General features: G+C 67.9%; 22 protein-coding genes. 12 read left to right on the top strand and 10 right to left on the bottom strand.

All coding sequences use genetic code 11. The annotated features are described in order from the left end of the window. Positions 1-148: 148 nt before the first annotated feature. From DIE23_RS19505 to DIE23_RS19475, 7 genes are all read right to left on the bottom strand, one after another. Positions 149-1,477, bottom strand: a complete 1,329-nt coding sequence (locus tag DIE23_RS19505) for a cytochrome c (protein ID WP_124613627.1) — start codon at positions 1,475-1,477, stop codon at positions 149-151. Positions 1,478-1,493: 16 nt separating this feature from the next. After that, positions 1,494-3,713, bottom strand: a complete 2,220-nt coding sequence (locus DIE23_RS19500) for a xanthine dehydrogenase family protein molybdopterin-binding subunit (protein WP_124613626.1) — start codon at positions 3,711-3,713, stop codon at positions 1,494-1,496. 1 nt (position 3,714) lies between these two features. Continuing rightward, positions 3,715-4,170: a (2Fe-2S)-binding protein gene (locus DIE23_RS19495; protein ID WP_124613625.1), complete on the bottom strand. Its 456-nt coding sequence runs from the start codon at positions 4,168-4,170 to the stop codon at positions 3,715-3,717. Positions 4,171-4,294: 124 nt separating this feature from the next. Further along, a complete protein-coding gene (locus DIE23_RS19490; protein ID WP_124613624.1) occupies positions 4,295-4,594 on the bottom strand; it encodes a putative quinol monooxygenase in 300 nt (99 codons plus the stop codon). A gap of 82 nt (positions 4,595-4,676) precedes the next feature. Beyond that, positions 4,677-5,735 carry an NADP-dependent oxidoreductase gene (locus DIE23_RS19485; protein WP_124613623.1) on the bottom strand — a complete coding sequence of 353 codons (1,059 nt, stop codon included), beginning with the start codon at positions 5,733-5,735 and terminating at the stop codon, positions 4,677-4,679. 202 nt (positions 5,736-5,937) lie between these two features. Further along, complete coding sequence (locus DIE23_RS19480) at positions 5,938-6,558, bottom strand: TetR/AcrR family transcriptional regulator (protein WP_124613622.1); 621 nt, start codon at positions 6,556-6,558, stop codon at positions 5,938-5,940. Positions 6,559-6,681: 123 nt separating this feature from the next. Further along, entirely contained in the window at positions 6,682-7,692 is a 1,011-nt protein-coding gene (locus DIE23_RS19475) for a DNA-binding protein (protein ID WP_124613650.1), read from the bottom strand. Positions 7,693-7,947: 255 nt separating this feature from the next. On the opposite strand from DIE23_RS19475, the gene DIE23_RS19470 reads away from it, so the two are divergent. Beyond that, positions 7,948-8,439 (top strand): papain-like cysteine protease family protein, encoded by a 492-nt coding sequence (locus tag DIE23_RS19470; protein ID WP_124613621.1) that lies wholly within the window; start codon positions 7,948-7,950, stop codon positions 8,437-8,439. 351 nt (positions 8,440-8,790) lie between these two features. Here DIE23_RS19470 and DIE23_RS40230 read toward each other — a convergent pair whose 3' ends face one another. After that, positions 8,791-9,195, bottom strand: a complete 405-nt coding sequence (locus tag DIE23_RS40230) for a class I SAM-dependent methyltransferase (protein ID WP_260436116.1) — start codon at positions 9,193-9,195, stop codon at positions 8,791-8,793. 283 nt (positions 9,196-9,478) lie between these two features. On the opposite strand from DIE23_RS40230, the gene DIE23_RS19460 reads away from it, so the two are divergent. The 3 genes from DIE23_RS19460 to DIE23_RS40225 are packed head-to-tail and all read left to right on the top strand — an operon-like array spanning position 9,479 to position 10,761. Beyond that, the gene (locus DIE23_RS19460; protein WP_185646494.1) at positions 9,479-10,216 is read left to right on the top strand and encodes a hypothetical protein; all 738 of its coding nucleotides are present in this window, start codon (positions 9,479-9,481) and stop codon (positions 10,214-10,216) included. Positions 10,217-10,270: 54 nt separating this feature from the next. Beyond that, positions 10,271-10,642, top strand: coding sequence for a histidine kinase (locus DIE23_RS19455; protein ID WP_124613619.1), 372 nt, complete (start codon positions 10,271-10,273; stop codon positions 10,640-10,642). Beyond that, on the top strand, positions 10,639-10,761 hold the full coding sequence (locus tag DIE23_RS40225) for a hypothetical protein (RefSeq protein WP_260436115.1): 123 nt from the start codon (positions 10,639-10,641) through the stop codon (positions 10,759-10,761). The genes DIE23_RS19455 and DIE23_RS40225 overlap by 4 nt, the downstream gene beginning before the upstream one ends. 184 nt (positions 10,762-10,945) lie before the next feature. Here DIE23_RS40225 and DIE23_RS19450 read toward each other — a convergent pair whose 3' ends face one another. Beyond that, on the bottom strand, positions 10,946-12,136 hold the full coding sequence (locus tag DIE23_RS19450) for a helix-turn-helix transcriptional regulator (protein ID WP_057927272.1): 1,191 nt from the start codon (positions 12,134-12,136) through the stop codon (positions 10,946-10,948). 281 nt (positions 12,137-12,417) lie between these two features. Between DIE23_RS19450 and DIE23_RS19445 the strand changes: the two genes are divergently transcribed. The 5 genes from DIE23_RS19445 (at position 12,418) to DIE23_RS19425 (ending at position 17,740) form a co-directional block, all read left to right on the top strand. Next, complete coding sequence (locus tag DIE23_RS19445; RefSeq protein ID WP_124613618.1) at positions 12,418-13,356, top strand: alpha/beta hydrolase; 939 nt, start codon at positions 12,418-12,420, stop codon at positions 13,354-13,356. After that, the gene (gene ribBA, locus DIE23_RS19440; RefSeq protein ID WP_124613617.1) at positions 13,353-14,477 is read left to right on the top strand and encodes a bifunctional 3,4-dihydroxy-2-butanone-4-phosphate synthase/GTP cyclohydrolase II; all 1,125 of its coding nucleotides are present in this window, start codon (positions 13,353-13,355) and stop codon (positions 14,475-14,477) included. Before DIE23_RS19445 ends, ribBA begins: the two co-directional genes overlap by 4 nt. Positions 14,478-14,649: 172 nt before the next feature. Then, positions 14,650-15,063 carry a helix-turn-helix transcriptional regulator gene (locus tag DIE23_RS19435; protein ID WP_124613616.1) on the top strand — a complete coding sequence of 138 codons (414 nt, stop codon included), beginning with the start codon at positions 14,650-14,652 and terminating at the stop codon, positions 15,061-15,063. Positions 15,064-15,065: 2 nt separating this feature from the next. Further along, positions 15,066-16,400, top strand: coding sequence for a type II toxin-antitoxin system HipA family toxin (locus DIE23_RS19430; RefSeq protein WP_124613615.1), 1,335 nt, complete (start codon positions 15,066-15,068; stop codon positions 16,398-16,400). A gap of 104 nt (positions 16,401-16,504) precedes the next feature. After that, positions 16,505-17,740: an NADH:flavin oxidoreductase gene (locus DIE23_RS19425; protein ID WP_124613614.1), complete on the top strand. Its 1,236-nt coding sequence runs from the start codon at positions 16,505-16,507 to the stop codon at positions 17,738-17,740. Between the two features lie 45 nt (positions 17,741-17,785). Here the strand turns inward: DIE23_RS19425 and DIE23_RS19420 are convergent, their stop codons facing one another. Beyond that, positions 17,786-18,913 (bottom strand): 4-hydroxyphenylpyruvate dioxygenase family protein, encoded by a 1,128-nt coding sequence (locus DIE23_RS19420; protein ID WP_124613613.1) that lies wholly within the window; start codon positions 18,911-18,913, stop codon positions 17,786-17,788. A 357-nt stretch (positions 18,914-19,270) separates the two neighbouring features. Between DIE23_RS19420 and shiA the strand changes: the two genes are divergently transcribed. The 3 genes from shiA (at position 19,271) to DIE23_RS19400 (ending at position 23,112) form a co-directional block, all read left to right on the top strand. Continuing rightward, the gene (shiA, locus tag DIE23_RS19410) at positions 19,271-20,578 is read left to right on the top strand and encodes a shikimate transporter (protein ID WP_124613612.1); all 1,308 of its coding nucleotides are present in this window, start codon (positions 19,271-19,273) and stop codon (positions 20,576-20,578) included. 212 nt (positions 20,579-20,790) lie between these two features. Further along, complete coding sequence (locus DIE23_RS19405) at positions 20,791-22,092, top strand: UDP-N-acetylglucosamine 1-carboxyvinyltransferase (protein WP_124613611.1); 1,302 nt, start codon at positions 20,791-20,793, stop codon at positions 22,090-22,092. Between the two features lie 249 nt (positions 22,093-22,341). Continuing rightward, a complete protein-coding gene (locus DIE23_RS19400) occupies positions 22,342-23,112 on the top strand; it encodes an IclR family transcriptional regulator C-terminal domain-containing protein (RefSeq protein WP_124613610.1) in 771 nt (256 codons plus the stop codon). Positions 23,113-23,132: the final 20 nt, after the last annotated feature.

Genomic DNA, 23,132 nt, shown 5'->3' with positions numbered 1-23,132 from the left:
TTTACGTCGATAAAACGCGCGCTGCCGCGAACGGCCGCGCGCCGGTTGACAGAAAGAGTTGCGTTGCCGGGGCACCCTGCACCCGGCAACGTTCGACGACGAGCACGCGGCACGCATGCCCACCGTCATCCGCCACGTTCGGCTGCACTCAGCGCGCGGCCGCCGTCGCGTTGCGGAGTTTCGCGACGTCCGCCGCCTGCACGGCGGGCGCGCCGTTGTTCCAGCCGGCGCGCATGAACGTCAGCACGTCGGCGATCTGCCGGTCGTTCAGCTGGTTCGCGAACGCCGGCATCGGATACGCGGACGGCACGCCGCCGATCACCAGCGACTCGCTGCCGTTCAAGGTCACGTTGATCAGCGACGCGGCATCGGCTTCGAGCACGTTCGGGTTGCCGGCGAGGGGCGCGAGCAGCGGCGCGTAGCCGCGACCGTCCGCGCCATGGCAATGCACGCAGTAAGCGTTATACACCTTTGCGCCCGGATCGTTCGCCGGCCGGCCCAACGCAACCTGCGTCGCCTTCGGATCATGACGGTAAGGCGGCGCGCCCGTGCCGCCCGCCGCCGGCAGCGACTTCAGGTAGCGGGCCATCGCCGCCAGGTCGTCGTCGGTCAGTTCCTGCGTGCTGTGGTTGATCACGCTGACCATCGAGCCGAACGCGGTCGCATGCTGGTTCGCGCCGGTCTTCAGGAACTGCGCGACCTCCGCGTCGCTCCAGCGGCCGAGCCCCGTATTGTGCTCGCCGGTCAGGTTCGACGCGAACCAGTTGTCGATCGGCGCGCCCGACAGGAACGCCGGACCGCCTTCGTCCAGCGCCTTCTCCTGGAAACCGGCGCCGCGCGGCGTATGGCACGACCCGCAATGCCCGAGCCCCTGCACGAGATACGCGCCGCGGTTCCACATCGCATCCCTGGACGGCTTGTCGGTGTACGGCGCCGTGTCGAGGAACACCGCGTTCCATAGCGCCAGCGGCCAGCGCATGTCGAGCGGCCACGGAATGTCGGACGCCCGGTTCGCCTGCTTCACCGGCTCGACGCCGTGCATGAAGTACGCGTACAGCGCCTTCACGTCGTCGTCGCGCAGTTTCGCGTAGGACGGATACGGCATCGCCGGATACAGGCGATGGCCGTCCTTCGCGACGCCCGAGCGCAGCGCGCCCGCGAACTCGGCTTCCGTATAGCCGCCGATGCCCGTGTCCGGGTCGGGCGTGATGTTGGTCGTGTAGATCGCGCCCATCGGCGTGACCATCTTCAGGCCGCCGGCGAACGGCGCGCCGCGCGGCGCGGTGTGGCACGCCACGCAGTCGCCCGCCTTCGCGAGATACGCGCCGCGTGCGACCAGCGCGCTGTCGGCGGGTGCCGTTTGCGCGGCGTGCGCCGCCGTGCCGGCCATCAGCGCCGACAGCGCGATCAACGAGGCGCCGAGCGTGTGCGCGGCGCGATTCAGTCGGGTCGGACGATTCGGGGTGAGGTTTCGCATGGTTCGTCCCCTTCCCTCAGGCCGTCTTCAACTGGCCGCCGACCGGCAGCTTGCGCAGCCGCGTGCCGGTCGCCGCGAAGATCGCGTTCGACAGGGCCGCCGCGGTCGCGGCGGTGCCCGGTTCGCCGATTCCCCCCGGCGCCTCGCCGCTCTTCACGAGATGCACCTCGATCGGCGGCGTCTCGTTGATGCGCATCATCCGGTAGTCGGTGAAGTTGCTCTGCACGACGCGGCCGTCCTCGATCGTGATCTCGCCGTACAGCGCGCCCGTGATCCCGAAGATGATGCCGCCCTGCACCTGCGCCTCGATCGTGCCCGGATTGACGGCCATCCCGCAGTCGACCGCGCACACGGCGCGCTTGACCTGCACTTCGCCGTCCGCCACCGCGACGTCGATGACGATCGAGAAGAAGCTGCCGAACGCATGCATCACCGATACGCCGCGCCCTTGCCCCTTCGGCAGCGGCGTGCCCCATCCGGCCGCCTTCGTCGCGATGTCGAGCACGTTGCGCGCACGCGGCGTCTTGTCGAGCAGCGCGCGGCGGTATTGCGCCGGGTCGGTCTTGGCCTGCGCGGCCAGTTCGTCGATGAAGCTCTCGACGACGAAGGTGCTCCGCGTCGGGCCGACGCCGCGCCAGAACGCGGTCGGGATGTGGCGCGGCTCCTGGCGTACGTAGTCGACGAGCTGGTTCGGCAGGTCGTACGGAAGGTCGTTTGCCACCTCGACCGCGTCGGGATCGACGCCGTCCTTGAACGCCGGCGGCGCGAAGCGCGCGATGATCGACGAGCCGACGATCCGGTGCTGCCACGCGACCGGCTTGCCGTTCGCGTCGAGGCCGGCCGAGATCTTGTCGTAGTAGTACGGGCGATACATGTCGTGCTGGATGTCTTCCTCGCGCGTCCACACGACCTTCACCGGCGCGTTGACCTGCCTGGCGACCTTCACGGCCTGTCCGATCATGTCCGTCTCGAGCCGCCGGCCAAAACCGCCGCCGAGCAAATGGTTGTGCACGACGATCTTGTCGGGTGCGAGGCCCGTGAGCCGCTGCACCGTATCGCGCGCCCGGGTCGGCACCTGCGTGCCGACCCAGATCTCGCAGCCGTCGGCACGCACCTGCACCGTGCAGTTCACGGGCTCCATCGTCGCGTGCGCAAGGAACGGCTGTTCGTAGACGGCATCGACGCGCGTCTTCGCGTTCGCGAACGCCCGGCCGACGTCGCCTTCCTTGCGCGCGACGGCGCCCTTGCCGTTCGCGGCGGCTTGCGCGAGATCGGCGACGATGTCCTTCATCGACACCTTCGCGTTCGCCCCTTCGTTCCATTTGACGACGAGCGCCGACGCGCCGCGTTTCGCGGCCCACGTGTGCTCGCCGACCACCGCGACCGCGTTGTCGACGCGCACCACCTGGCGCACGCCCGGAATCTTCTTCGTCGCCGACTCGTCGACGCTCGCAACCGTGCCGCCGAACACCGGACTGTTCACGATCACCGCGTACAGCATGCCGGGCAGGCGCACGTCGAGCCCGAACTGCGCTGTGCCGTCGACCTTCTCCGGCGAATCGAGCCGCTTCACCGGCTTGCCGATCAGCTTGAAATCGGCCGGCTGCTTCAGCGCGACGTCCTTCGGCACCGGCAGCTTCGACGCGGCGTCCGCGAGCTGGCCGTACGATGCGCGCCGGCCGCTCGGCGGGTGCCGCACTTCGCCGTTTTCGGCCTTGCAGGTGGCCGGATCGACGTTCCATTGTTTGGCGGCCGCCGAAACCAGCAGTGTGCGTGCGGTCGCGCCCGCGCGGCGCAGCGGTTCCCACGCGTAGCGCACCGACGTCGAGCCGCCCGTCAGTTGGCCGCCGAGCAGCGGATCGAGGAACAGCTTCTCGTTCGGCGGCGCATGGTCGAGCGTGACGTTCGACAGCGGCACCTCGAGTTCCTCGGCGATCAGCATCGGCAGCGCCGTATAGACGCCCTGGCCCATTTCCACCTTCGGCATCACCAGCGTGACCTTGCCGCCGCGGTCGATCTGCACGAACGCGTTCGGCGCGAATACGCCGGCGCGCGCGCTTTCGTCCGCATCGCCGCCGATCACCGAGCGCCGTGCGTCATCGCCCGCCGCCGGCATGCTGAAGCCGAGCAGCAGGCCGCCTCCTGCCGCCGCGCCGAGCGACATGCCCGCCTTGAGAAACGAACGGCGCGACACGCCTGCGCCGGCCCGACCTGCTTCGATCAGTCCTCGCGACATGTCAATTCCCCCTCGCCGCGTGCTTCACCGCCGCGCGAATCCGGTTGTAGGTGCCGCAGCGGCAGATGTTGCCGGCCATGGCCGCGTCGATGTCGGCGTCGCTCGGGTTCGGGTTCGACGCGATCAGCGCCGTGGCCGCCATCACCTGCCCGGACTGGCAATAGCCGCACTGGACGACGTCGAGCGCGCGCCACGCTTCCTGAACCTTCTGCCCGGCCGGCGTCGTGCCGACGGCTTCGATCGTCGTGATCTTGCGCCCCGCGACGGCCGCGACCGGCAGCACGCACGCGCGCGCGGCGACGCCGTCGAGATGCACGGTGCATGCGCCGCATTGCGCGATCCCGCAGCCGAATTTCGTGCCGGTCAGGCCGACGACGTCGCGCAGGACCCACAGCAGGGGCATGTCGTCGGGGGCGTCGATCGTGCGGTTCTCGCCGTTGATGTTGAGGGTGACCATTCAGCCTCCGGGGCCGGTGTATTGGGGAAGCGGCGCGACCGGCGCGCCGGGTTGTTCATCGCCGCAACGCAGCGGCTGCCGCGCGGCCCGGGTGGGGTGAACCGCGGCGGTGGTTCGGCGCAGGTTATTCGGCCGCGTCGATGCCCGACAGCACCTTGATGACGGGCGGCGCCGAGAACCAGTCGGCCGACTTGATGCGAAACGCGGTGAAGTACGGGCTCGCGAGGTGTGCGTCGAACGCGGCCTGGTCGTCGTAGATCTCGAACAGGTGCAGCGCTGGCGAGCCGTCCTGTTCGCGGAACAGGTCGTAGCGGCGGTTGCCGGGTTCGGCGCGGGATGCCGCGACCATGCCGCGCAATTCGGCCTCGACGGCCTGCGCGTGTTCGGGTTTCGGAAACACCGAGGCCATCACATAAAGCGCCATGTTTTTCACTCCTTGGGAAACGGCATCGAGCATGCCATAAGCCGGCGTCGGGTGACGCCAGCGTGCAAACGGACGCGGCGCGTCAGGCCAGATCGTCCGGGCCGACGCGCACGACGACCTTGCCGAAGTTCTTGCCGGCGAGCAGGCCGATCAGCGCATTCGGCGCATCGGCCAGATCGGGGACCACGTCCTCGAGCGTCTTCACCTTGCCCTGCGCGACCCACTCGCTCATCTCCTTCAGGAACGACGCATAGCCCGTCGCATAGTGATCGAGGATGATGAAACCCTGCATCCGGATGCGCTTGCGCAGGATCGTGCCCATCAGCGCCGGCACGCGATCGCGGCCGGACGACACCGCCGTGTCGTCGTACGCCGCGTCGTTGTAGTGCGCGATGATTCCGCACACGGGCACGCGCGCATGGTCGTTGAGCAGTGGCCACACCGCGTCGAACACGGTGCCGCCGACGTTCTCGAAATAGACGTCGATGCCGTTCGGACAGGCGTCCTTCAGCCTGGCGGCGAATTGCGGATCGCGATGATCGACGCAATCGTCGAAGCCGAGCGTGTCCTTCACGTACGCGACCTTGTCGGCGCCGCCCGCAACGCCGATCACGCGGCAGCCCTTCAGCTTCGCGATCTGGCCGACCACCGCACCGACCGCCCCGCTCGCGGCGGCGACGACCACGGTTTCGCCGGCCTTCGGTTCGCCGATCTTCAGCAGCCCGGTGTATGCGGTGAACCCCGGCATGCCGAGCACGCCGAGCGCATGCGACGGATGCGCGAAGTCGCGGCCGAGCGGAATGAGATCGCGGCCGTCGGACAGCGAATAGTCCTGCCAGCCGCCGCCCGCGACGACCAGGTCGCCTTCGCGATACGCGGGCAGGTTCGACGACACGATCCGGCTCACCGTGCCGCCGACCATCACGTCGCCGAGTTCGACCGGCGGCGCATACGACGGCGCGTCGCTCATCCGGCCGCGCATGTACGGATCGAGCGACAGCCAGACCGTGCGCAACAACACTTGGCCGGCGCCGGGCACCGGCACGTCGCCGGTCTCGGTACGGAAGTCGTTCGGGGTGGGTGCGCCGACCGGGCGCGCGTTCAGGATGATTCTGCGGTTTGCTGCCTTGCTTTGTGGCATGGGAACCTCCGTCAACAGGAATGGACGTGCTATAGGCACGTTCGGATCAATGGTCGACAACCTTGATGCGCGAGGCAGCGGCCGTGCCGGCGATTCAGCCGGCGGAGCCGCGCCCCCGCGGGTAACGCAATTGGACTGCGGCGTGAGTAGACCAGTCGTCTAGAAGCCACGCAAAAACAAGGCGCGCCGATGCGCGCCCACGTTACGACTGCACTCCGTCAGGCTCGAAGGACGGCAGGTTCAGCATCCGCCGTGTTTCGAGCATCGCGCGCTCGAGCGGTTTGCGGTTCCGGTGAATCTTCTCCAGCAGCGTCGCCCCCAGCCACAGCTCGTAAAGGATCGCGGCCGTATGCGCCGGATCGTCGACGCCGCTCAGCGAACCGTCGGCCAGCCCGGCTTCGATCCCGCCCGCGAGCCGCTCGATGATCTGGCCGGTGCCGCGCCGCAGGACCGCGCGCATCGCCTCCGACAAGTCGGACACTTCTGCGCCGAGCTTCACCGCGAGGCACTTGCCTTCCGGATCGTCCGCGCACTGCGTGTGCAGCCAGTTGCCCCAGTACGTCATCAGGCGCTGCGCGCCCGTGCCGGCCTGATGCTTGAGCAGGTTGTCGAGATGCTCGAGATAGCCTTCGAAATACGATTCGAGCAGCGCCTCGCCGAACGCTTCCTTCGAGCCGAAGTAATGGTAGAACGAGCCCTTCGGGATGCCCGCCGCGGCGAGAATCTCGTTCAGACCGACCGCCGAGAACCCCTTGTGGAGCATGATCGGCTTCGCGATATTCAGGATGTGCTGGCGGACTTCCGCGCCTGAAGATGCATTCATGATGGCGTATCTTAGCAACGATTAGACCGGTCGTCTAGTAACGTCGAGCCGGCAAGTTGAGCGGCACTTTACCCGAATCGCGCCGCGTCGCGGACGCGTTGTCGCCGCACCGTGGCGCCCATGTCACGCAGGCTTGGGAACGCGCTTTCTGGCAACCGGCTTCGCCGCACGGAGGCTGCCGCCTGCCGGTCGACCGGGCGCCCTGCGTGCGGGGGCGCGCGCCGCACGTTCGGCACGCAACGCGTCGAGCTCGCCGACATAGGCGGCATTGGCTGCGCGGGCGCCGTCGAGCTGGCCTTCGAGCATGCCGCAGCGATGTTGCGTGTCGGCCAGCTGCGCCTGCAACACCGCGAGATCCTTGCGGTGCTGCGTATCGCGCTGTTCGGCGCGCGTGGTGGCCGCGTCGAGTTCCTTTTGAACGCGTGCGGCCGCGAGCCGTTCGCGGTCGATCTCCTGAAGCGCCCGCTTCTCCGCTGCGCGCAAGCGATCCTCGGCCCGGCCCGCGTCGTCACGCAGCCGGTCGAGCTGCGACGTGAAATCGGCGCGCGCCTGCGCCAGCGCACGATCGGCGTCCGCGTTGTCGGACTTCAGTCGCTCGACTTCCGCTTGCAGCGCGCGGCGCGATGCTTCGTCGGCCGCCCTCGCCTGCTCGAGCTCCTGGATGCGCACCTGAGCCGTCAGCAACGCGCTCGTGCGGTGCTCCAGCGCGGTTTCGGTGCGGGACAGGTCGGTTTGCAATGCGGCGACTTCCGCTTTTGCCGCCGTCCGTTCGGCTTCGACTTCGGCGCGCAGGGCATCGAGCGCCGCTGCGGCATCGGTGCTCGAGCGGCTCCACAAGGCGGCGACGAGTTCGCCCGCCGCGGCCTGCAGATCGGCCGGCAAGTCCGGATGCGCGATGCGCACCCGGCTCTTTTCCCGCAACTCGGCCCAGAACTCGCCGAGAACCGCCGTCGGCGTGCTCATGCTGCCCTTGCGCACGAGCTGGTACAGACGGTTCGCGGTGGGCGTGATGCCGAAACGGAAGAACATCAATGCGCAGACCTCGCGATACAACTCGCGGGTTTTCGGGAAGTCGGCCTTCAGGCGGTCGATTTCGGCGATCAGGCGGGATTCGTCGGCAGCGAGGTCGGACATGGCGTTTGTGTCGGTAATTTCGTCAATAATATAACGTAAACCGTCAAGTATCCAATTCTTCGGCGCTAGATATTTGACATTATTTCTATAATGTTGAAATTTGATCACTAGCCCGTCGTGCCACGTTCGCGAGCCATCGAACGTTGTCGTCCGCGCGCACGCCGATCGTCGCGACGAGGTCGCCTGTCAGGATGGTTGTCGCCGCGTCTGATTCTTCATACTCTTTTACGGATCCCTCCTGCCTGGAGACCCGAAATGGTAGACGTCAGACTGAACGTGCCGATGGTCGATCAGAGCGGCGCAAAAAGGACCAAGTCAGGATCCAAAGCGCTGAAAAACGCGTGCTGGTATGCCGCGGCGTGCATGGTTTCGTACTACCACCGTCCTGGGCCGCGCCCGGGCATTCCTGCGCTATGGCAGGCGGACCAGGGGCTCCCGCCGGAAAAAATCGCCGACTTGTGCGCCATCGAAGGGCTCATGCCGCTTGATCAGCCGACAGTCATTACGCCCGAGTGGCTCGCCTCGGTCTTGACCAGATCCGGTCCGATCTGGGCCGCGGGTCACTTTCTGGAAAGACCCGATCAGCCTCGAATCGGTCACGTGATCGTGATCACGGGCATCCAGCAACGCATCGTTCATTACCACGACCCTGAGGGACCTCCCCCGCGCACGATGCTTTTAGGGACGCTGAATGCCGGAAGGTGGACACCCGATGGGTTGCTGGTGAAGGATCGACGCCGCTATTGAAGATGCGCTCTCTTCCGTGGCAGCGCTGTCGGCGCGTATCCCGTCCCAGTCGCCGTCACTTTCAAGCACCTCGGCCGACACACGGCAACGGCGTGATGAAGATTGCCCCATCATCCTTCGCGGCCGTCATGCGGCAACGCCACGGACTTTTCGTGCAATGCCGTTGTAGAAGTAAGTGAAACAGCGCGGCCCTGACGCATGCGCGGTATCGATCTGGTCAAACTCGAAACCCGCCCCCTCGATCAGCGACCGAATCGGACGGTTCAGATGACAGCCGCCGCTGATGCAGCACCACGCGGGCGTCAGGCGATCCTGCCAACGGCGCACACCGGGTTCCGGCGCGAGGCCGTGCTAGACGAACAGAAGTCGCCCCGCCGGCGTCAGCACGCGTCGAATTTCCTGGAGCGCCCGGCCGGCATCGGGGATCGAGCAGAGCGTCCAGGTACTCACCACCGTGTCGACGCTTTCGTCCGACAGCGGAATGCGTTCCGCGGACGCCATCAGGAAATCCACTGGCGCACCGGCTTGCCCGGCGCGTTGGCGTGCCATCTCGACCAGTTCCGCCGAAGGTTCCAGCGCGAATACGCCACGTACGCCCTCGCGATAGAGCGGCAGGTTCCGGCCCGATCCGGATCCGATCTCGAGCACACGCCCCGCTGCGCCTGCGATGGCGCGCTCGCGATACGGCGCCAGCATCGCATTGCGCATCGCCAGATCGCAAAGTCGCGGAACGATGTAGCGACCGTAGATTCCCATCGATCTCCCCTTTTCCATTCGTCTGCATCGACGCCATCGTGCGATGGCGAGCATGCTTCATGCCCGCCGCGCGCGATATTCGGCCCGACCTGTCGTTGCGTCGCTGCCGACGGTCATCCTGCGCGATTCCCGTCCATCCTGTCCGATAAGCATCCGTTAAGCATCCAGCCCGCATAGTGGCGCCCAGTCCTCGTCCGAGGGCTCCGACCCGCGCCGCCCCGGATGACGGCGCCTCTTCAAGGAGCGATCCGTGAATCCGCGCCCGCCTGCCGTATCGACGTCCCTGCTGAACAAGGTGCCCGCCGTCACCGCCGTCTTCTGGATCATCAAGATTCTGTCGACGACCGTCGGTGAAACCGGCGCCGACTATCTCGCCGTCCGCGCCGGCCTCGGCGTGCCGGTCACCGACGCATTGATGGCCGCGCTGCTCGTCGGCGCGCTCGTGCTGCAGTTCCGTGCGAAAGCCTGCGTGCCGTGGCTGTACTGGCTCAACGTGGTGCTGGTCAGCGTCGTCGGCACGCAGATCACCGACGCGCTGACCGACGGGCTGGGCGTCAGCCTGTACGCGAGCACCGCCTGCTTCGCCGTCGCGCTCGCGGCCTTGTTTGCGGCCTGGTACCGGAGCGAGCGGACGTTGTCGATCGAGACCATCGTCACGACGCGTCGCGAAGCGTTCTACTGGGCCGCGATCCTGCTGACGTTCGCGCTGGGCACGGCCGCCGGCGATCTGGCGACCGAAGCGCTCGGCCTCGGGTTCCGGCTCGGCATCGTGTCGTTCGGTGCGGCGATTGCGCTGGTCGCCGTCTCGATGCGGCTGGGCACGAATCGCGTGCTTGCGTTCTGGCTCGCCTACATCCTCACACGCCCGCTCGGCGCGTCGCTCGGCGATTTCCTGTCCCAGGCCCGCGAATACGGCGGCATCGGGCTGGGCGCCGCGACGACGAGCGCGGTGTTCCTGACGTCGATCGTGCTGCTGGTCGCATGCACGACGCTCGCCAACCGGCTGGCGAGCACGCGATGACCGTCGCGTTGCCTTGCCCTGTTGCTCCCCGTCCGACTCCCCAAAGGAAATGACATGCGTACTCGAAAACTGATGCTCGCCGCCGTCGTCGCGGCACTCGCCGCAGGCCCCGTTTCGACCCTCCTCGTCTCGCCCGTCTACGCGGCAACCGCTGCGAAGCTGGGCGACCTGTCCGCGTTCCGCGGCATCGTCACGGATACGCACAAGCTCGTCGACGCGGGCAATCTCGCCGGCGCGAAGACCCGCATCAAGGATCTTGAAACGAAATGGGACGATGCGGAGCCGTCGCTGAAACCGCGTTCGGCCGCCGACTGGCATGTGATCGACAAGGCGATCGACCGTGCGCTCGCTGCGCTGCGCGCCGACAAGCCCGACGCCGCGGCCTGCCGCCAATCGCTGGACGACCTGCTCGCACTGTTGAAATGAACGACGCGGCGTGGTGGCGCACGGTGGCCGGCGTTGTCGGCGTGGGCGAAGCGTTCGACGCGCCAGGCGTGACGATCGCGACGACGATGTGCGTGGCATCGGCACGCGCGATGATTTGAAACCTCCGGTACGTCCGGTGCCGGCCATCGGTCGCACATGAACCGAAAGAGGCTCGCACCATGCGAGCCTCGCTTACATCATGACGCTGCGATCGTATTGCCGCGCACACACCGATCACGGCCGATGTATCGGCAGACGAATGCGCCCGATATCGACGCGGCGGCGTGCGACGTGCCGCCCCGATCAACCCAGCGGCACCACGCTCCCGAGCAGGATCCGCACGAGCGTCGCCTGGCGCGTCACACCCGTCTTCGAGAAGATCGCGCGCAGATGCGTGCGCGCCGTGTTCTTGCTGATCCCCGATTCCTCCGCCGCCTCCTCGAGCGTCAGCCCGTTCGTCAGCAGCAGCGCGAGCGACGTCTCGGCGGGCGTCAGGTCGAACAGCTTGCGGATGATTTCCTGCGCGCCCTGCGGCTTGCGATCGGGATCACGCAGGAACAGCGTGACGGCCGGCCGGCGCTTGTTGTCCTCCGACCAGTCGGACAGCAGCACGGTTCGCACCAGCAGCCCGAGGCGCGGCTTGTCGAAACCGCGCGTGATCGGCATCGCCTCGACGATCGCCGCGGCCGTGCCGTGGTGCCCCATCACCGCGTGGCGAATCAGCCGCTTGAGCGTCCGGTTCTCCTGCGCATCGGTCGCCTCGATCGTGCCGCGCGCAATCGTCAGACCGTTGTTCTGCTTCAGGATCTCGTCGGCGACGCTGTTCATGTCGATGATCGTGCCGTTCTCGTCGAGCGTGATCGTGCCGATCTGCATCCGGTTGATCGCGTTAGCGTAGATCGACCGCTCGACCTCGGCCGTGTCGAGCCGTGAATGCAGCTCGACCGCACGCTTCAGGTGCGGCAGCAGCAGCGCGCAGATCGCCTTGTCGCGCGCGGAGAACTGCTTCGACGCATGATTGCGGCACACGCGGAACCGGCATTCGACGCCCGACGGCGTGCGCAGGTCCGCGCCCAGGATGTAGCGCACGTCCTGCGGCTTCAGGAACTGCTTGTACAGTTCGCTCGACAGCCAGCCCGTATCGCCGAACACGTCGTCGACCGTGACCACGCGATCGGCCGGCAGGCCGACAAACGGGTCGAGCGAATAGTAGTAGTTGTTGTACGACGCCTCGCCGTCACCCGGCACGACCGGGCCGAACTCCGATGCGTGCACGGACAGCGGCGCGCGGCGGTCGCTCGCGGCCGCGCGCAGGATCAGCGTCACGTAGTTGGCCTGCAGCAGCCGGCGAACCATCTCGAGCGCGCCCGCCCAAGGCGGCGTTTCCATCGGCCCCTGATAGATGCGCGCCATCAGCTCGCTGAAATCCGCGACGCCGATGTCGGCCTCCTCGCTCGTTGACTGGCTCTCCTGCGGGGCCCATCTCGTCTCCATCAGCACGCTCCATCCTCCATGCAACTTGTGTTCGGTGCGATTCATCCGCGCCGCCATGATTAAGACGCGTCTTAATTCCGGCGTCATCGGGACATTCACTGAATGGTGAGCTTTGGCCATCCGGGCGCGCGAACCATCGTCCAATCGGATGATGTGGCGCCCTGCCGGCTGCGCTGGAATGCCCGTCAGGCCGTGCCGGCAAGCGTCCGGCGCGGGCTCAGGGAAAACCGCGATGCGGGTTTACCTGATTCAGACCGCATCCGATTCAGACAGGAGTTCCAATGCCGCTCGACCCTCAGGCGCAAGCGCTGCTCGCCGCGCTCGCCCAAGCGCCCGCGATCGATTTCGATCAACTGACCGTGCCCGCGTACCGCGCGAGCCTCGCCGGAGGCAGCGCGTTCGCGCCCGGGGACGCGATTGCCGCCGAAGAGGACTGGCAGATCCCCGCACCCGGTCGTCAGTTGTCCGCACGACTGTATCGACCCGACGCCGACGGGCCGTTGCCGCTGACCGTGTTTTTCCACGGCGGCGGCTTCGTCGCGTGCGGCATCGATTCGCACGCGAACCTGTGCCGCGGTCTCGCCAGACGGGCGCGCACGCTCGTGCTGTCGGTCGATTACCGGCTCGCGCCCGAAGCGCGCTTCCCGGCCGCCGCGCAGGACGCCTGCGATGCCGTGCGCTGGGCCGCCGCCAGTGCGCGCGATCTCGGCGCGCGCGCCGGTGCGATCGCCGTGGCCGGCGACAGCGCCGGCGGCAACCTCGCCGCGGTCGCCGCGCTGCAGCTGCGCGGCTCGGGCATCGCGATCGCGCACCAGTTGCTGCTGTACCCGGTCGTCGATTGCGCGACCGAGCATCCGTCGTACGATTCGCTCGGCGAAGGCTATTTCCTGACGGCGGACGCGATGCGCTGGTTCAAGCGCCAGTATTTCGACGACGGTGCCGACCGCGCATCGCCGCTCGCGAGCCCGCTCGCCGTGACGGACCTGTCGGGCGCGGCGCCGGCCACCATCGTCAGCGCGGAATTCGATCCGTTGCGCGACGAGGCCGAAGCGTATGCGCTGCGCCTTGCGCAAGCCGGCACGCCTGTGTCGCTGGTGCGCTGGCCGGGCCAGCTGCACGGCTTCGCGAGCATGCTCGGCGCGGTCGACGCAGCCGACCGTGTGCTGACGTTCGGCGCCGACGCGCTGCGCCGCGCATTCGACGCGACGGAGGCGCAATGACGCTCGCCAGCACGCCGGAAATCGTTGACGAGCTGCGTGCGGGGCGGATGGTCCTGCTCGTTGACGAAGAGGATCGCGAAAACGAAGGCGACCTCGTGATCGCGGCCGATCACGTGACGCCCGATGCGATCAACTTCATGGCGCGCTTCGGGCGCGGGCTGATCTGCCTGACGCTGACCACCGAGCGCTGCGAGCAGTTGAGGCTGCCGCCGATGGCCGATCACAACGGCACGCCGTTCGGCACCGCGTTCACCGTCAGCATCGAGGCGGCCGAAGGCGTGACGACCGGCATTTCCGCGGCCGATCGCGCGGCGACGATCCGTGCGGCGGTCCGCTCGGGCGCGCGTCCCGACGATCTCGTGCAGCCCGGCCACGTGTTTCCGATCGCCGCGCGCCCGGGCGGCGTGCTGGTACGTGCGGGACACACGGAGGCCGGCTGCGATCTCGCGGCGCTCGCCGGGCTCACGCCCGCGTCGGTAATCTGCGAGGTGATGAACGACGACGGCACGATGGCGCGGCTGCCCGAGCTGAAGACGTTCGCCGCGCATCACGGGCTGAAGATCGGCACGATCGCGGACCTGATCCATTACCGCCGCGAGCACGAATCGCTCGTCGAACGCGTCGGCGAACGGCCGCTGCATACGCCATGGGGCCGGTTCCGCGCGATCGAGTATCGCGACACCGTGCACGGTGCACCGCATCTCGCGCTGGTGCGAGGCGAGCCCGATCCGTCGACGCCCGTGCTGACGCGCGTGCACGAATGCCATTCGCTGCTCGACCTGCTCGACGCGGAGCCGTCCGCGCATTCGTGGCCGCTGCACGCGGCGCTGCAGCGGATCGATGCGGCCGGCTGCGGGGTCGCGGTGCTGCTCGACTGCGACATGCGCGGCGACGCGATGCGAGCGCCCACCGGCCACGCACGTCGCGACGGCCGCGTGACGGGGATCGGATCGCAGATCCTGCGCGACCTCGGCGTGCGGCGGCTGAACGTGCTGTCGAGCCCGTTCCGGCTGCCGGCGCTGTCGGGTCATGACCTGGAAATCATGGCGTTCATCCCGCTCGGCGACGACGATCCGGAAAGCGCGCGCGCCGCCCATGCGAGTCCGCTGCGGGCGGCGTGATGCCGGACTGACGGGCGCGCGCCGTGCGTCCTTGCACCGACCCGCGGGTTTCCGTCTGACAGGCTATCGTTTGTTTTTATGAAATACAGTCTCAAGTTTGTATTTTGATGATACATACCATAGACTGTATTTTTCGATTACAAGCGATCGCCTGTCATTTCGCGGAGAGCCCATGGCATTCCCTGTCCAGACCTTGAGCCAGTTGCGCCCGATCCTCGTCGGCTTCCGGAAGTCGGCGGGGCTCACGCAGGCGCAGCTCGCCGCCCGCCTCGGCGTGACGCAGCAGTCGTACGCGCAACTCGAAGCCAATCCGTCCGCGGTCAGTATCGAGCGGCTTTTCAAGGTGCTGAACGTGCTCGGCGTTCGCCTGGCGCTCGAGCCGGGCACGCCGGACGACGCAGCGGCACCCGACGACACCGCGTCAGCGCCCAGGCGCGCGCCGGCCGCGCGCGGTCGCTCGTCCGGTTCGTCCGATATGCCGGTCCGCCCGCCGGCCGCTGCGAAGGCCCCATCCGCGGCTGCGCGGAAACGGCCTGCCGCGGCAACTCCCGGCAAGCCTCGGGGCACCAAGCGGGAGGACTGGTGACGATGGCCCGCCGCCCCCGCCACGACCGCCTCGACCTGTGGATGAACGGCATCCCGGTCGGGTACTGGGAAGTCCGGCGCGGCGTCGAGCGCCTCGTCTACCTGCCGGCGTGGGTCGACGATCCGCAGGGGCGTCCGCTGTCGCTGTCGCTGCCGTTCACGCCGGGCAACCAACCGCATCAGGGCGCGATCGTCGCCGACTACTTCGACAACCTGCTGCCGGACAGCCAGCCGATCCGCCGCCGCATCGCGCAGCGCTACCGGCTCGGGTCGACGGCGCCGTTCGAACTGCTCGCGTCGATCGGCCGCGATTGCGTCGGAGCGCTGCAGTTGCTGCCGCCCGATGAAACTCCGGTCGACCTCGAATCGATCGACGGCACCGCGCTCGACGACGCGGCCGTGGCCGACGTGCTGCGTCACGCGACCGCCGCACCGCTGCCCGGCCACGCGGAGCCGGACGGCGAGCTGCGCCTGTCGATCGCCGGCGCGCAGGAAAAGACCGCGCTGCTGCGCGACGGCAATCGCTGGCTGCTGCCGGCGGGCAGCACGCCGACCACGCATATCTTCAAGCTGCCGCTGGGGCGCGTCGGGAACATGCAGGCCGACATGCGCACATCGGTCGAGAACGAATGGCTGTGCTCGAAGATCGTCGCCGCATACGGCCTGCCCGTCGCCGCGTGCGACATCGGCCGGTTCGACGACCAGAAGGCGCTGATCGTCGAGCGCTTCGACCGCCGCCCGTCCCGCGACGGCACGTGGATCCTGCGGCTGCCGCAGGAAGACATGTGCCAGGCGACCGGCACGCCGTCGGGCGCCAAATACGAATCCGACGGCGGCCCCGGCATCGCGACGATCATGGGTATCCTCGCGAATTCCGCCGATGCCGCGCACGACCGGAAGAACTTCTTCGCCACGCAGCTGGTGTTCTGGGTGCTCGCGGCCATCGACGGCCACGCGAAGAATTTCAGCATCGCGCACCTGCCGGGCAACACGTATCGCAGCACGCCGCTGTACGACGTGCTGTCCGCGCATCCGATCATCGGCACGCGACGCAACCAGCTGTCGCCGCGGCGCGCACGGCTCGCGATGGCCGTATGCGGCAAGAATCGCCATTACGTGATCGGCGACATCCAGCCGCGTCACTGGATCGCGCAAGGCGCGCGTGTCGGTCTGACCGAAGACGACGTGCTCGCGACCATGGCCGATGTGGCAGCACGCACCGAACCGGCGATCGCCGACGTCGCGTCGCGGATTCCGGCGGATTTCCCGGCGGACGTGGCCGATGCGATCTTCGACGGGATGCGCCGCCAGGCGCGCAAGCTGGGCGCGGCCGACTAGGTGGTGCGGGCGCGCGCTCGGCGGCGGATCATCCACGCGGACGATGCGGCCCCGCACCGACGCCGCACAATGGTCGCCGTGCCCATTCCCGACGCCCGCCCGACATGGAACCCGCCGCCCTCGATACCGCGTTCAGCCCACTGCAGATCGGCCCGCTGACGCTGCGCAACCGCCTGATCAAGTCCGCGACCAACGAAGGGATGACGCCGAACGGCGTGCCGTCTCGTGCGCTCGTCGGGTTTCATGAGCGCATCGCCGCGGGTGGCGCCGCGCTGACGACCGTCGCGTACTGCGCGGTCAGCGACGACGGCCGCACGTTCGTCGACCAGGCGCGGCTCGATGCGCCGACGGTCCGGCAATTCCGCGCGCTGACCGACGCGGTCCATCGCCACGGCGCGGCGGCGTCCGCGCAGATCACGCATGGCGGCTGCTTCACGTTCCTGCCGTCGCTGTCGACGAAACGGCCGTTGAGCGCGTCGGGCGGCTTCAACAAGGTCGGCGTGATGAGCGGCCGCTTCCTGAAGCAGGCGATGACGCGCGACCAGATGACCGTCATCGCCGACGAATTCGCACGCGCGGCGCGCCACGCGCGCGACGCGGGCTTCGACGCGGTCGAGATCCACATGGGGCATGGTTATCTGCTGAGCCAGTTCCTGTCGCCGCTGTACAACCGTCGCCGCGACGCGTACGGCGGCGATGCGGCGCGGCGCGCGGCGTTTCCCGTCGAGGTGCTGCGCCGCGTGCTCGATGCGGTTGGCCGCGATCTCGCCGTGGTCTGCAAGATCGGCGTGACCGAAGGCGTGCGCGGCGGCGGAACGGCCGACGACGCATGCGAGATCGCGCGGCGGCTCGAGGCCGAGGGCGCGCACCTGCTCGTGCTGAGCGGCGGAATGAATGTCGAGTCGGTGTGGCAACTGTTCGGCAGCCCGCTGCCCGGCGAGGCGCGCGCGAACGCCGACAACGCGATCGTGCGCACCGCGATGGCGCTGCAGAAGCTCACCGAGCCGAAGATGGGCGCGTTTCGGGAGATGTACTTCCTCGAGCATTCGAGGCAGGTGCGTGCGGCCGTCCGAATGCCGCTCGCCTATCTCGGCGGCGTGCGCTCGCGCGAGAACGTCGCGCTGGCGATGCACGAAGGCTTCGACGCGGTGGCGCTTGCCCGCGCGCTCGTGTTCGAGCCGGGTTTCGTGAACGAACTGCGCGACGGCCGAATCGCGCAATCGGGCTGCACGTCTTGCAACCGCTGTGTCGTGTCGATGTACACGCCGGGCGGCACCGCGTGCGCACTCAAGGCGCCGAACGATCCGGCGCCGAACCGCGTGCCGGCTGCGGGCGTGTGACGGACGCGCCCGATCTCGCCGCAGTCGCTGCCGTGCCCTTGCCGCTCAGCCGGCGTCGCGGGCGCGGGCCAGCGCCGCGAGGTTGCCTTCCCCGAATCCGTGGTGTCCCTGCCGCTGCACGATCTCGAAGAAGATCTCGCCGGGCCGGCGCTTGACGAAGGTCTGGAAGAACAGGCGCGGCACGCCGTCGCTGCCGATTTCGCCGTCGACCAGCACCGCGCGGCGGCGCAGCGCGTCGAGATCGACGCCGTGCCCCGGCAGCCGCGCATCGACTTCGTCGTAATAGCGCGCCGGCGGCTCGATGAATTCGACGCCGTTCGCGCGCAACGCATCGACGCTCGCCAGGATGTCGTCGGTCGCGAGCGCAACGTGCTGGACGCCTTCGCCCGGATGGTCCGGCAGATACGCGTGCATCAGCTCGGTGCGCCGCGTGCCTTCCTCGTACACCGGAATCCGCACCGCACCGCACGGCGACACCATCACGCGCGACTCTTCCGACACATGCCAGTGCGCGTCGATTTCGTGGATTTCGCGGAAGTGCAGCAGGTCGTGGTAGAAATCGAGCCACTCGCGCATGCGCCCCGCGCCGACCGTCTGCGTGAAGTGGTCGACCTGCTGCAGGCCCGTGCCCGCGCAATCGAGATCGGTATGCGCGGTCGCGATGTCGATCGGCCGGAAGTCGATGTCGAAGATCGAGATGTCGCCGACGCCGCCGCGTTGGCCGTCCCGCCCGCGCCAGCGATCGACGAAATAAAGGTGCGAATCGCCGATTCCCTGAATCGCGGGAATCTTCAGCTCGCCGACCCCGATCCGCTCGCCCTCGAACGCCCACGCGCCGAGTTCGATCGCACGCTCGAACGCGCGCCGCGCGCTGGCCACGCGCAACCCGATCGCGCAGACACCCATCCCGTATTCCTCTGCATAGCGCGCAGCGAACGAATCGGGTTCGGCGTTGATCAGGAACTGCATCTGCCCTTGCCGGTACAGCGTGACGTTCTTGCTGACATGGCGCGCGATCGCCTTGAACCCGAGCTGCTCGAAGCGTTGCGCGAGCGCCTCCGGCACCGGCGCCGCGAACTCGACGAATTCGAGTCCGGCCATCCCGAGCGGATTGGCGGCCGGATCGGCAACGGGCGGCGTATCGCTGGACAGGGGGTGGGAATTGCCGGGCATTCCAGTCTCCGGGGGCATGCGGTCGATGGGGGTGACGCCCGGCGCGTGCGGCACGCCCGGCCGATGTGGAGGCCAGGCGTCCGCCCGATTCGGGCGTGGTCTTGATGGTCCCGATTTTAACCAGATCGTTCACGGCGGCACACCCTGGCCGAACGGGATATGCGTACCTCGCCTAGTGCAAACCCGGAAAGCGTACGATAATCGCACACAACTGAACGATAATCGCGCATTTTGGCCGATCGGCCAATTGCCGTCGTGCGGCGCGCGCCCTATTCTCCGTTCACCCATCGACTTCAATGCAGCATCGGACGCGGCACCGCCACGATTCCACGATGCGCCGTGCCAGGAGACTTCGCCATGACCCCAACCTTCGACACCCTCGACGCCGCCGCCGGCGCCCGCGCGCGCAGCCAGGCCCGCAAGGCCGCGATCGGCAGCTTCGTCGGCGCCGTCGTCGACTGGTATGACTTCCTGCTGTACGGGATCGTCGCCGCACTCGTCTTCAATTCCGAATTCTTCCCGAAGGTCAGCCCGACCATGGGCACGCTCGCGGCGTTCGCGACCTTCGGCGTCGGCTTCCTGTTCCGGCCGCTCGGCGGCGTCGTGTTCGGCCATTACGGCGATCGGCTCGGCCGCAAGCGGATGCTGGTACTGACCGTGATGCTGATGGGGCTGTCGACCGTCGCGATCGGCCTGCTGCCGGGCTTCGCGACGATCGGCTGGTGGGCGCCCGTGCTGCTGGTGCTGATGCGTGCGATCCAGGGCTTCGCGGTCGGCGGCGAATGGGGCGGCGCGGCGCTGATGGCCGTCGAGAGCGCGCCGAAGCAGAAGAAGGCGTTCTACAGCAGCGGCGTGCAGGTCGGCTACGGCGTCGGGCTCGTGCTGGCGACGGGGATCGTGTCGATCCTGAGCCATACGCTCGGCGAGGCAGCGTTCAAGTCGTGGGGCTGGCGCCTGCCGTTCGTGTTCAGCATCGTGCTGGTGCTGATCGGGCTGTGGGTCCGCAAGAGCATGGACGAGTCGCAGGAGTTCGTCGAGAAGGTCGAGCACGGCAACCGCAAGCTGCGCCTGCCGGTGCTGGAGGCGCTGACGCGCCATCCGAAGGCGTTCCTGCTGATCGTCGCGCTGCGGCTCGCCGAGCTGTTCTCGATGTATATCGTCACCGCGTTCGCGCTCAGCTATTCGACGTCGAACCTCGGCATGTCGCGCGACCTGTTCCTGAACATCGGCCTGCTGGTCGGCGCGGTGAGCTGCGTGACGATCCCGTGCTTCGCATGGCTGGCGGACCGCTTCGGCCTGCGCCGCATCTACCTGATCGGCGCGCTGATCGGTCTCGCGTCGGCGGTGCCGTTCTTCGTCGCGCTGGAATCGCGCTCGATCGCGTGGATCGTGGTCTTCTCGATGCTGCTGGCGAACGCCGCGCACGACATGGTCGTGAGCGTCCAGCAGCCGCTCTTCACCGAGCTGTTCGGTGCGGAATACCGTTACAGCGGCGCGGGCGTCGGCTACCAGTTCGCGAGCGTCGTCGGCGGCGGGTTCACGCCGTTCATCGCGGTGGCGCTGGTCAGCGTGGCCGGCGGTTCGTGGCACCTGGTCGCCGGCTATCTCGCGGTGGGTTGCCTGATCTCGCTGGTGGTCGCCGCACGGATGCGGGCGGCGCAATGACGGAATGACCGGATGGCCGGCCGCGATGCGTGCCGGCCATTGCCGCACCGGCTGCCATCCCCCGCCAGCCGGACGGGGCCCTGCCCCCACCCAACGTCAAACACGGTCAATCCCGTGCGCAGAAGCCCTTTTCCCCCTCTGAACATTCCACGCCACCCGCCGACCAATGGCATCATATGGGCCTACGTCAGTCACCGATACGCCCCCATATCATGTCGAATCTCATCGTCCACGGCGGCACTCCGCTGCGCGGGGACATCAAGCCGTCCGCGAACAAGAACGCCGTCCTGCCGATTCTGTGCGCGACCCTGTTGACCGATCAGCCGCTGCGCCTCGTCGGCGTGCCGGACATCACCGACGTGCGCAAGATCCTCGACATCTTCCGCACGCTCGGCAGCGACGTGTCGGTCGACTTCACGACGGGCATTCTCGAACTCCACCATCGCAACACGACGTTCGACCCGGCCGTTCACCGCCTGCCCGAGGCGATGCGCTCGTCGATCATGCTGATTCCGCCGCTGCTCGCGCGCTTCGGCGTCGCGCGCCTCGAGAACGACGTGAAGGGCTGCACGCTCGGCGTGCGCGAAATCGATCCGCACGTCGAGGTGTTCGAGCGCTTCGGCGCACATATCGAGCGCACGCCCGATTCGCTGATCGTCCGCGCCGACGGTCCGCTGACAGCCAACGATCACTGGCTCGACTACGCATCGGTGACGACCACCGAAAACTTCGCGCTGTGCGCGACGGCGGCCCGCGGCACGTCCACGCTGATGAATGCGGCATCCGAGCCGCACGTGCAGGAGTTCTGCCAGTTCCTCGCGCTGATCGGCGTCGCGATCGAAGGCATCGGCACGTCGCGCCTGTGCGTGACGGGCGGCGGCAAGCTCGGCGGCGGCGAATTCCGCTTCGCCGAGGATTTCCACGAAATCGCGACGTTCCTCGCGCTCGGCGCGATCACGGGCGGCGACATCACGGTGCGCAACTCGTCGCCGGAGCATTTCCCGCTGATCGACCGCACGTTCGCGAAGTTCGGCGTGAACGTCACGCACCGCGACGGCTGGTCCCGCGCGGAACGCGACGGCCCGCTGCGCGTGCGCCGGCCGTTCACGCAGAACATCCTGACCAAGGTCGAAGCCGCGCCGTGGCCCTACCTGCCGGTCGACCTGCTGCCGATCTTCATCGCGCTCGGCGTGCGCGCGGAAGGCAGCGCGATGTTCTGGAACAAGGTCTATGACGGCGCGCTCGGCTGGTCCGGCGAACTGTCGAAGTTCGGTGCGCACGTGCTGCTGTCCGATCCGCATCGGCTGATCACGTTCGGCGGGCTGCAGCTGACGCCGGCGCGCGTCGAGAGCCCGTACATCATCCGCGTCGCGATCGCGCTGCTGATGGTGGCCGCGAGCATCGAAGGCCGCTCGGAAATCATGAACGCGCTGCCGATCCGCCGCGCACACCCGCATTTCGTCGAAAACCTGCGTTCGGTCGGTGCGAACGTCGAGTGGACGAGCGGCGAGTAACGTCATCCCGGCGGCGGCGCGAATAGTGTTCGCGCCCCGCCGTATCCCCTCTCCCCCCGCATGCTCGCGGTGGCTTCTGCAGGCCACCGGTTAATCCTCGCAGACATCCCGTGGCCATCAGCGGTTTTGTTGCCGTCCGGCACATCCTCCGGCACGCCCGTCCATCATCGTCTTCGCACGGTGTTCGATCTGCGCGATAATCGCCCACTTCTGAGCGAATACCGCGCATCAAACCGTGCGCCGCCGACGATGAAAAAGCCCGATCTCGACCGACGCGACTGGATTGCCGGCCTCGAAAAAGGCCTGATGATCCTCGAGGCATTCGACAGCCAGCACGCGCGGATGACGCCCACCCAGGCCGCCGCCCGCACCGGTCTCACGCGCACGGCCGCACGGCGCTACCTGCTGACGCTCGAATCGCTCGGCTACGTGTACACCGACGGCAAGCTGTACGGTCTCACGCCGCGCGTGCTGCGGGTCGGCTGGTCGTACTTCGATTCGGCGCGCCTGCCGCGCACGGTCCAGCCCTATCTGCAGCAACTGAGCGCGTCGCTGAACGAATCGGCGTACGTGAGCGTGCTCGACGGCTGGGAGCTCGTGTTCATCGCCCGCAACGGCGTGTCGCGCGTGATGACGACCGGCTTCGTGCTCGGCGCGCGCGTGCCCGCCCCGCTGACGTCGCCGGGCGTCGTGCTGCTCGCGCATCATCCGGATCGCGAGGCCGTCCGCGCATGGCTCGACGACACCGAACTCGCGCCGTTCACGCCGCATACGATCACCAACAAGCCGCGCCTGCTCGAACAGGTCGACCACGCGCGCGACGCGGGCTTCGCGGTGATCGAGCAGCAACTGCAGGTCGGCGTGCGCGGCATCGCGGTGCCGCTGAAGAACCGTCACGGCGAAGTCGTCGCCGCGCTGAGCACGAACATGCCGATCGGCGCGGAGACGACCGACGCGGCCGTGCGGCGCGTGCTGCCGCATCTGCAGGAAACCGCGCTCGCGATGCTCAACGTGCTGTAGGAACGCGCCCGACGCACGTC

The organism is Burkholderia sp. Bp9143 (genome assembly GCF_003853645.1).
Lineage (GTDB): Bacteria > Pseudomonadota > Gammaproteobacteria > Burkholderiales > Burkholderiaceae > Burkholderia.
Note: the sequence above shows the minus strand (reverse complement) of the source record. Positions and strands in the feature narration are given on the sequence as shown.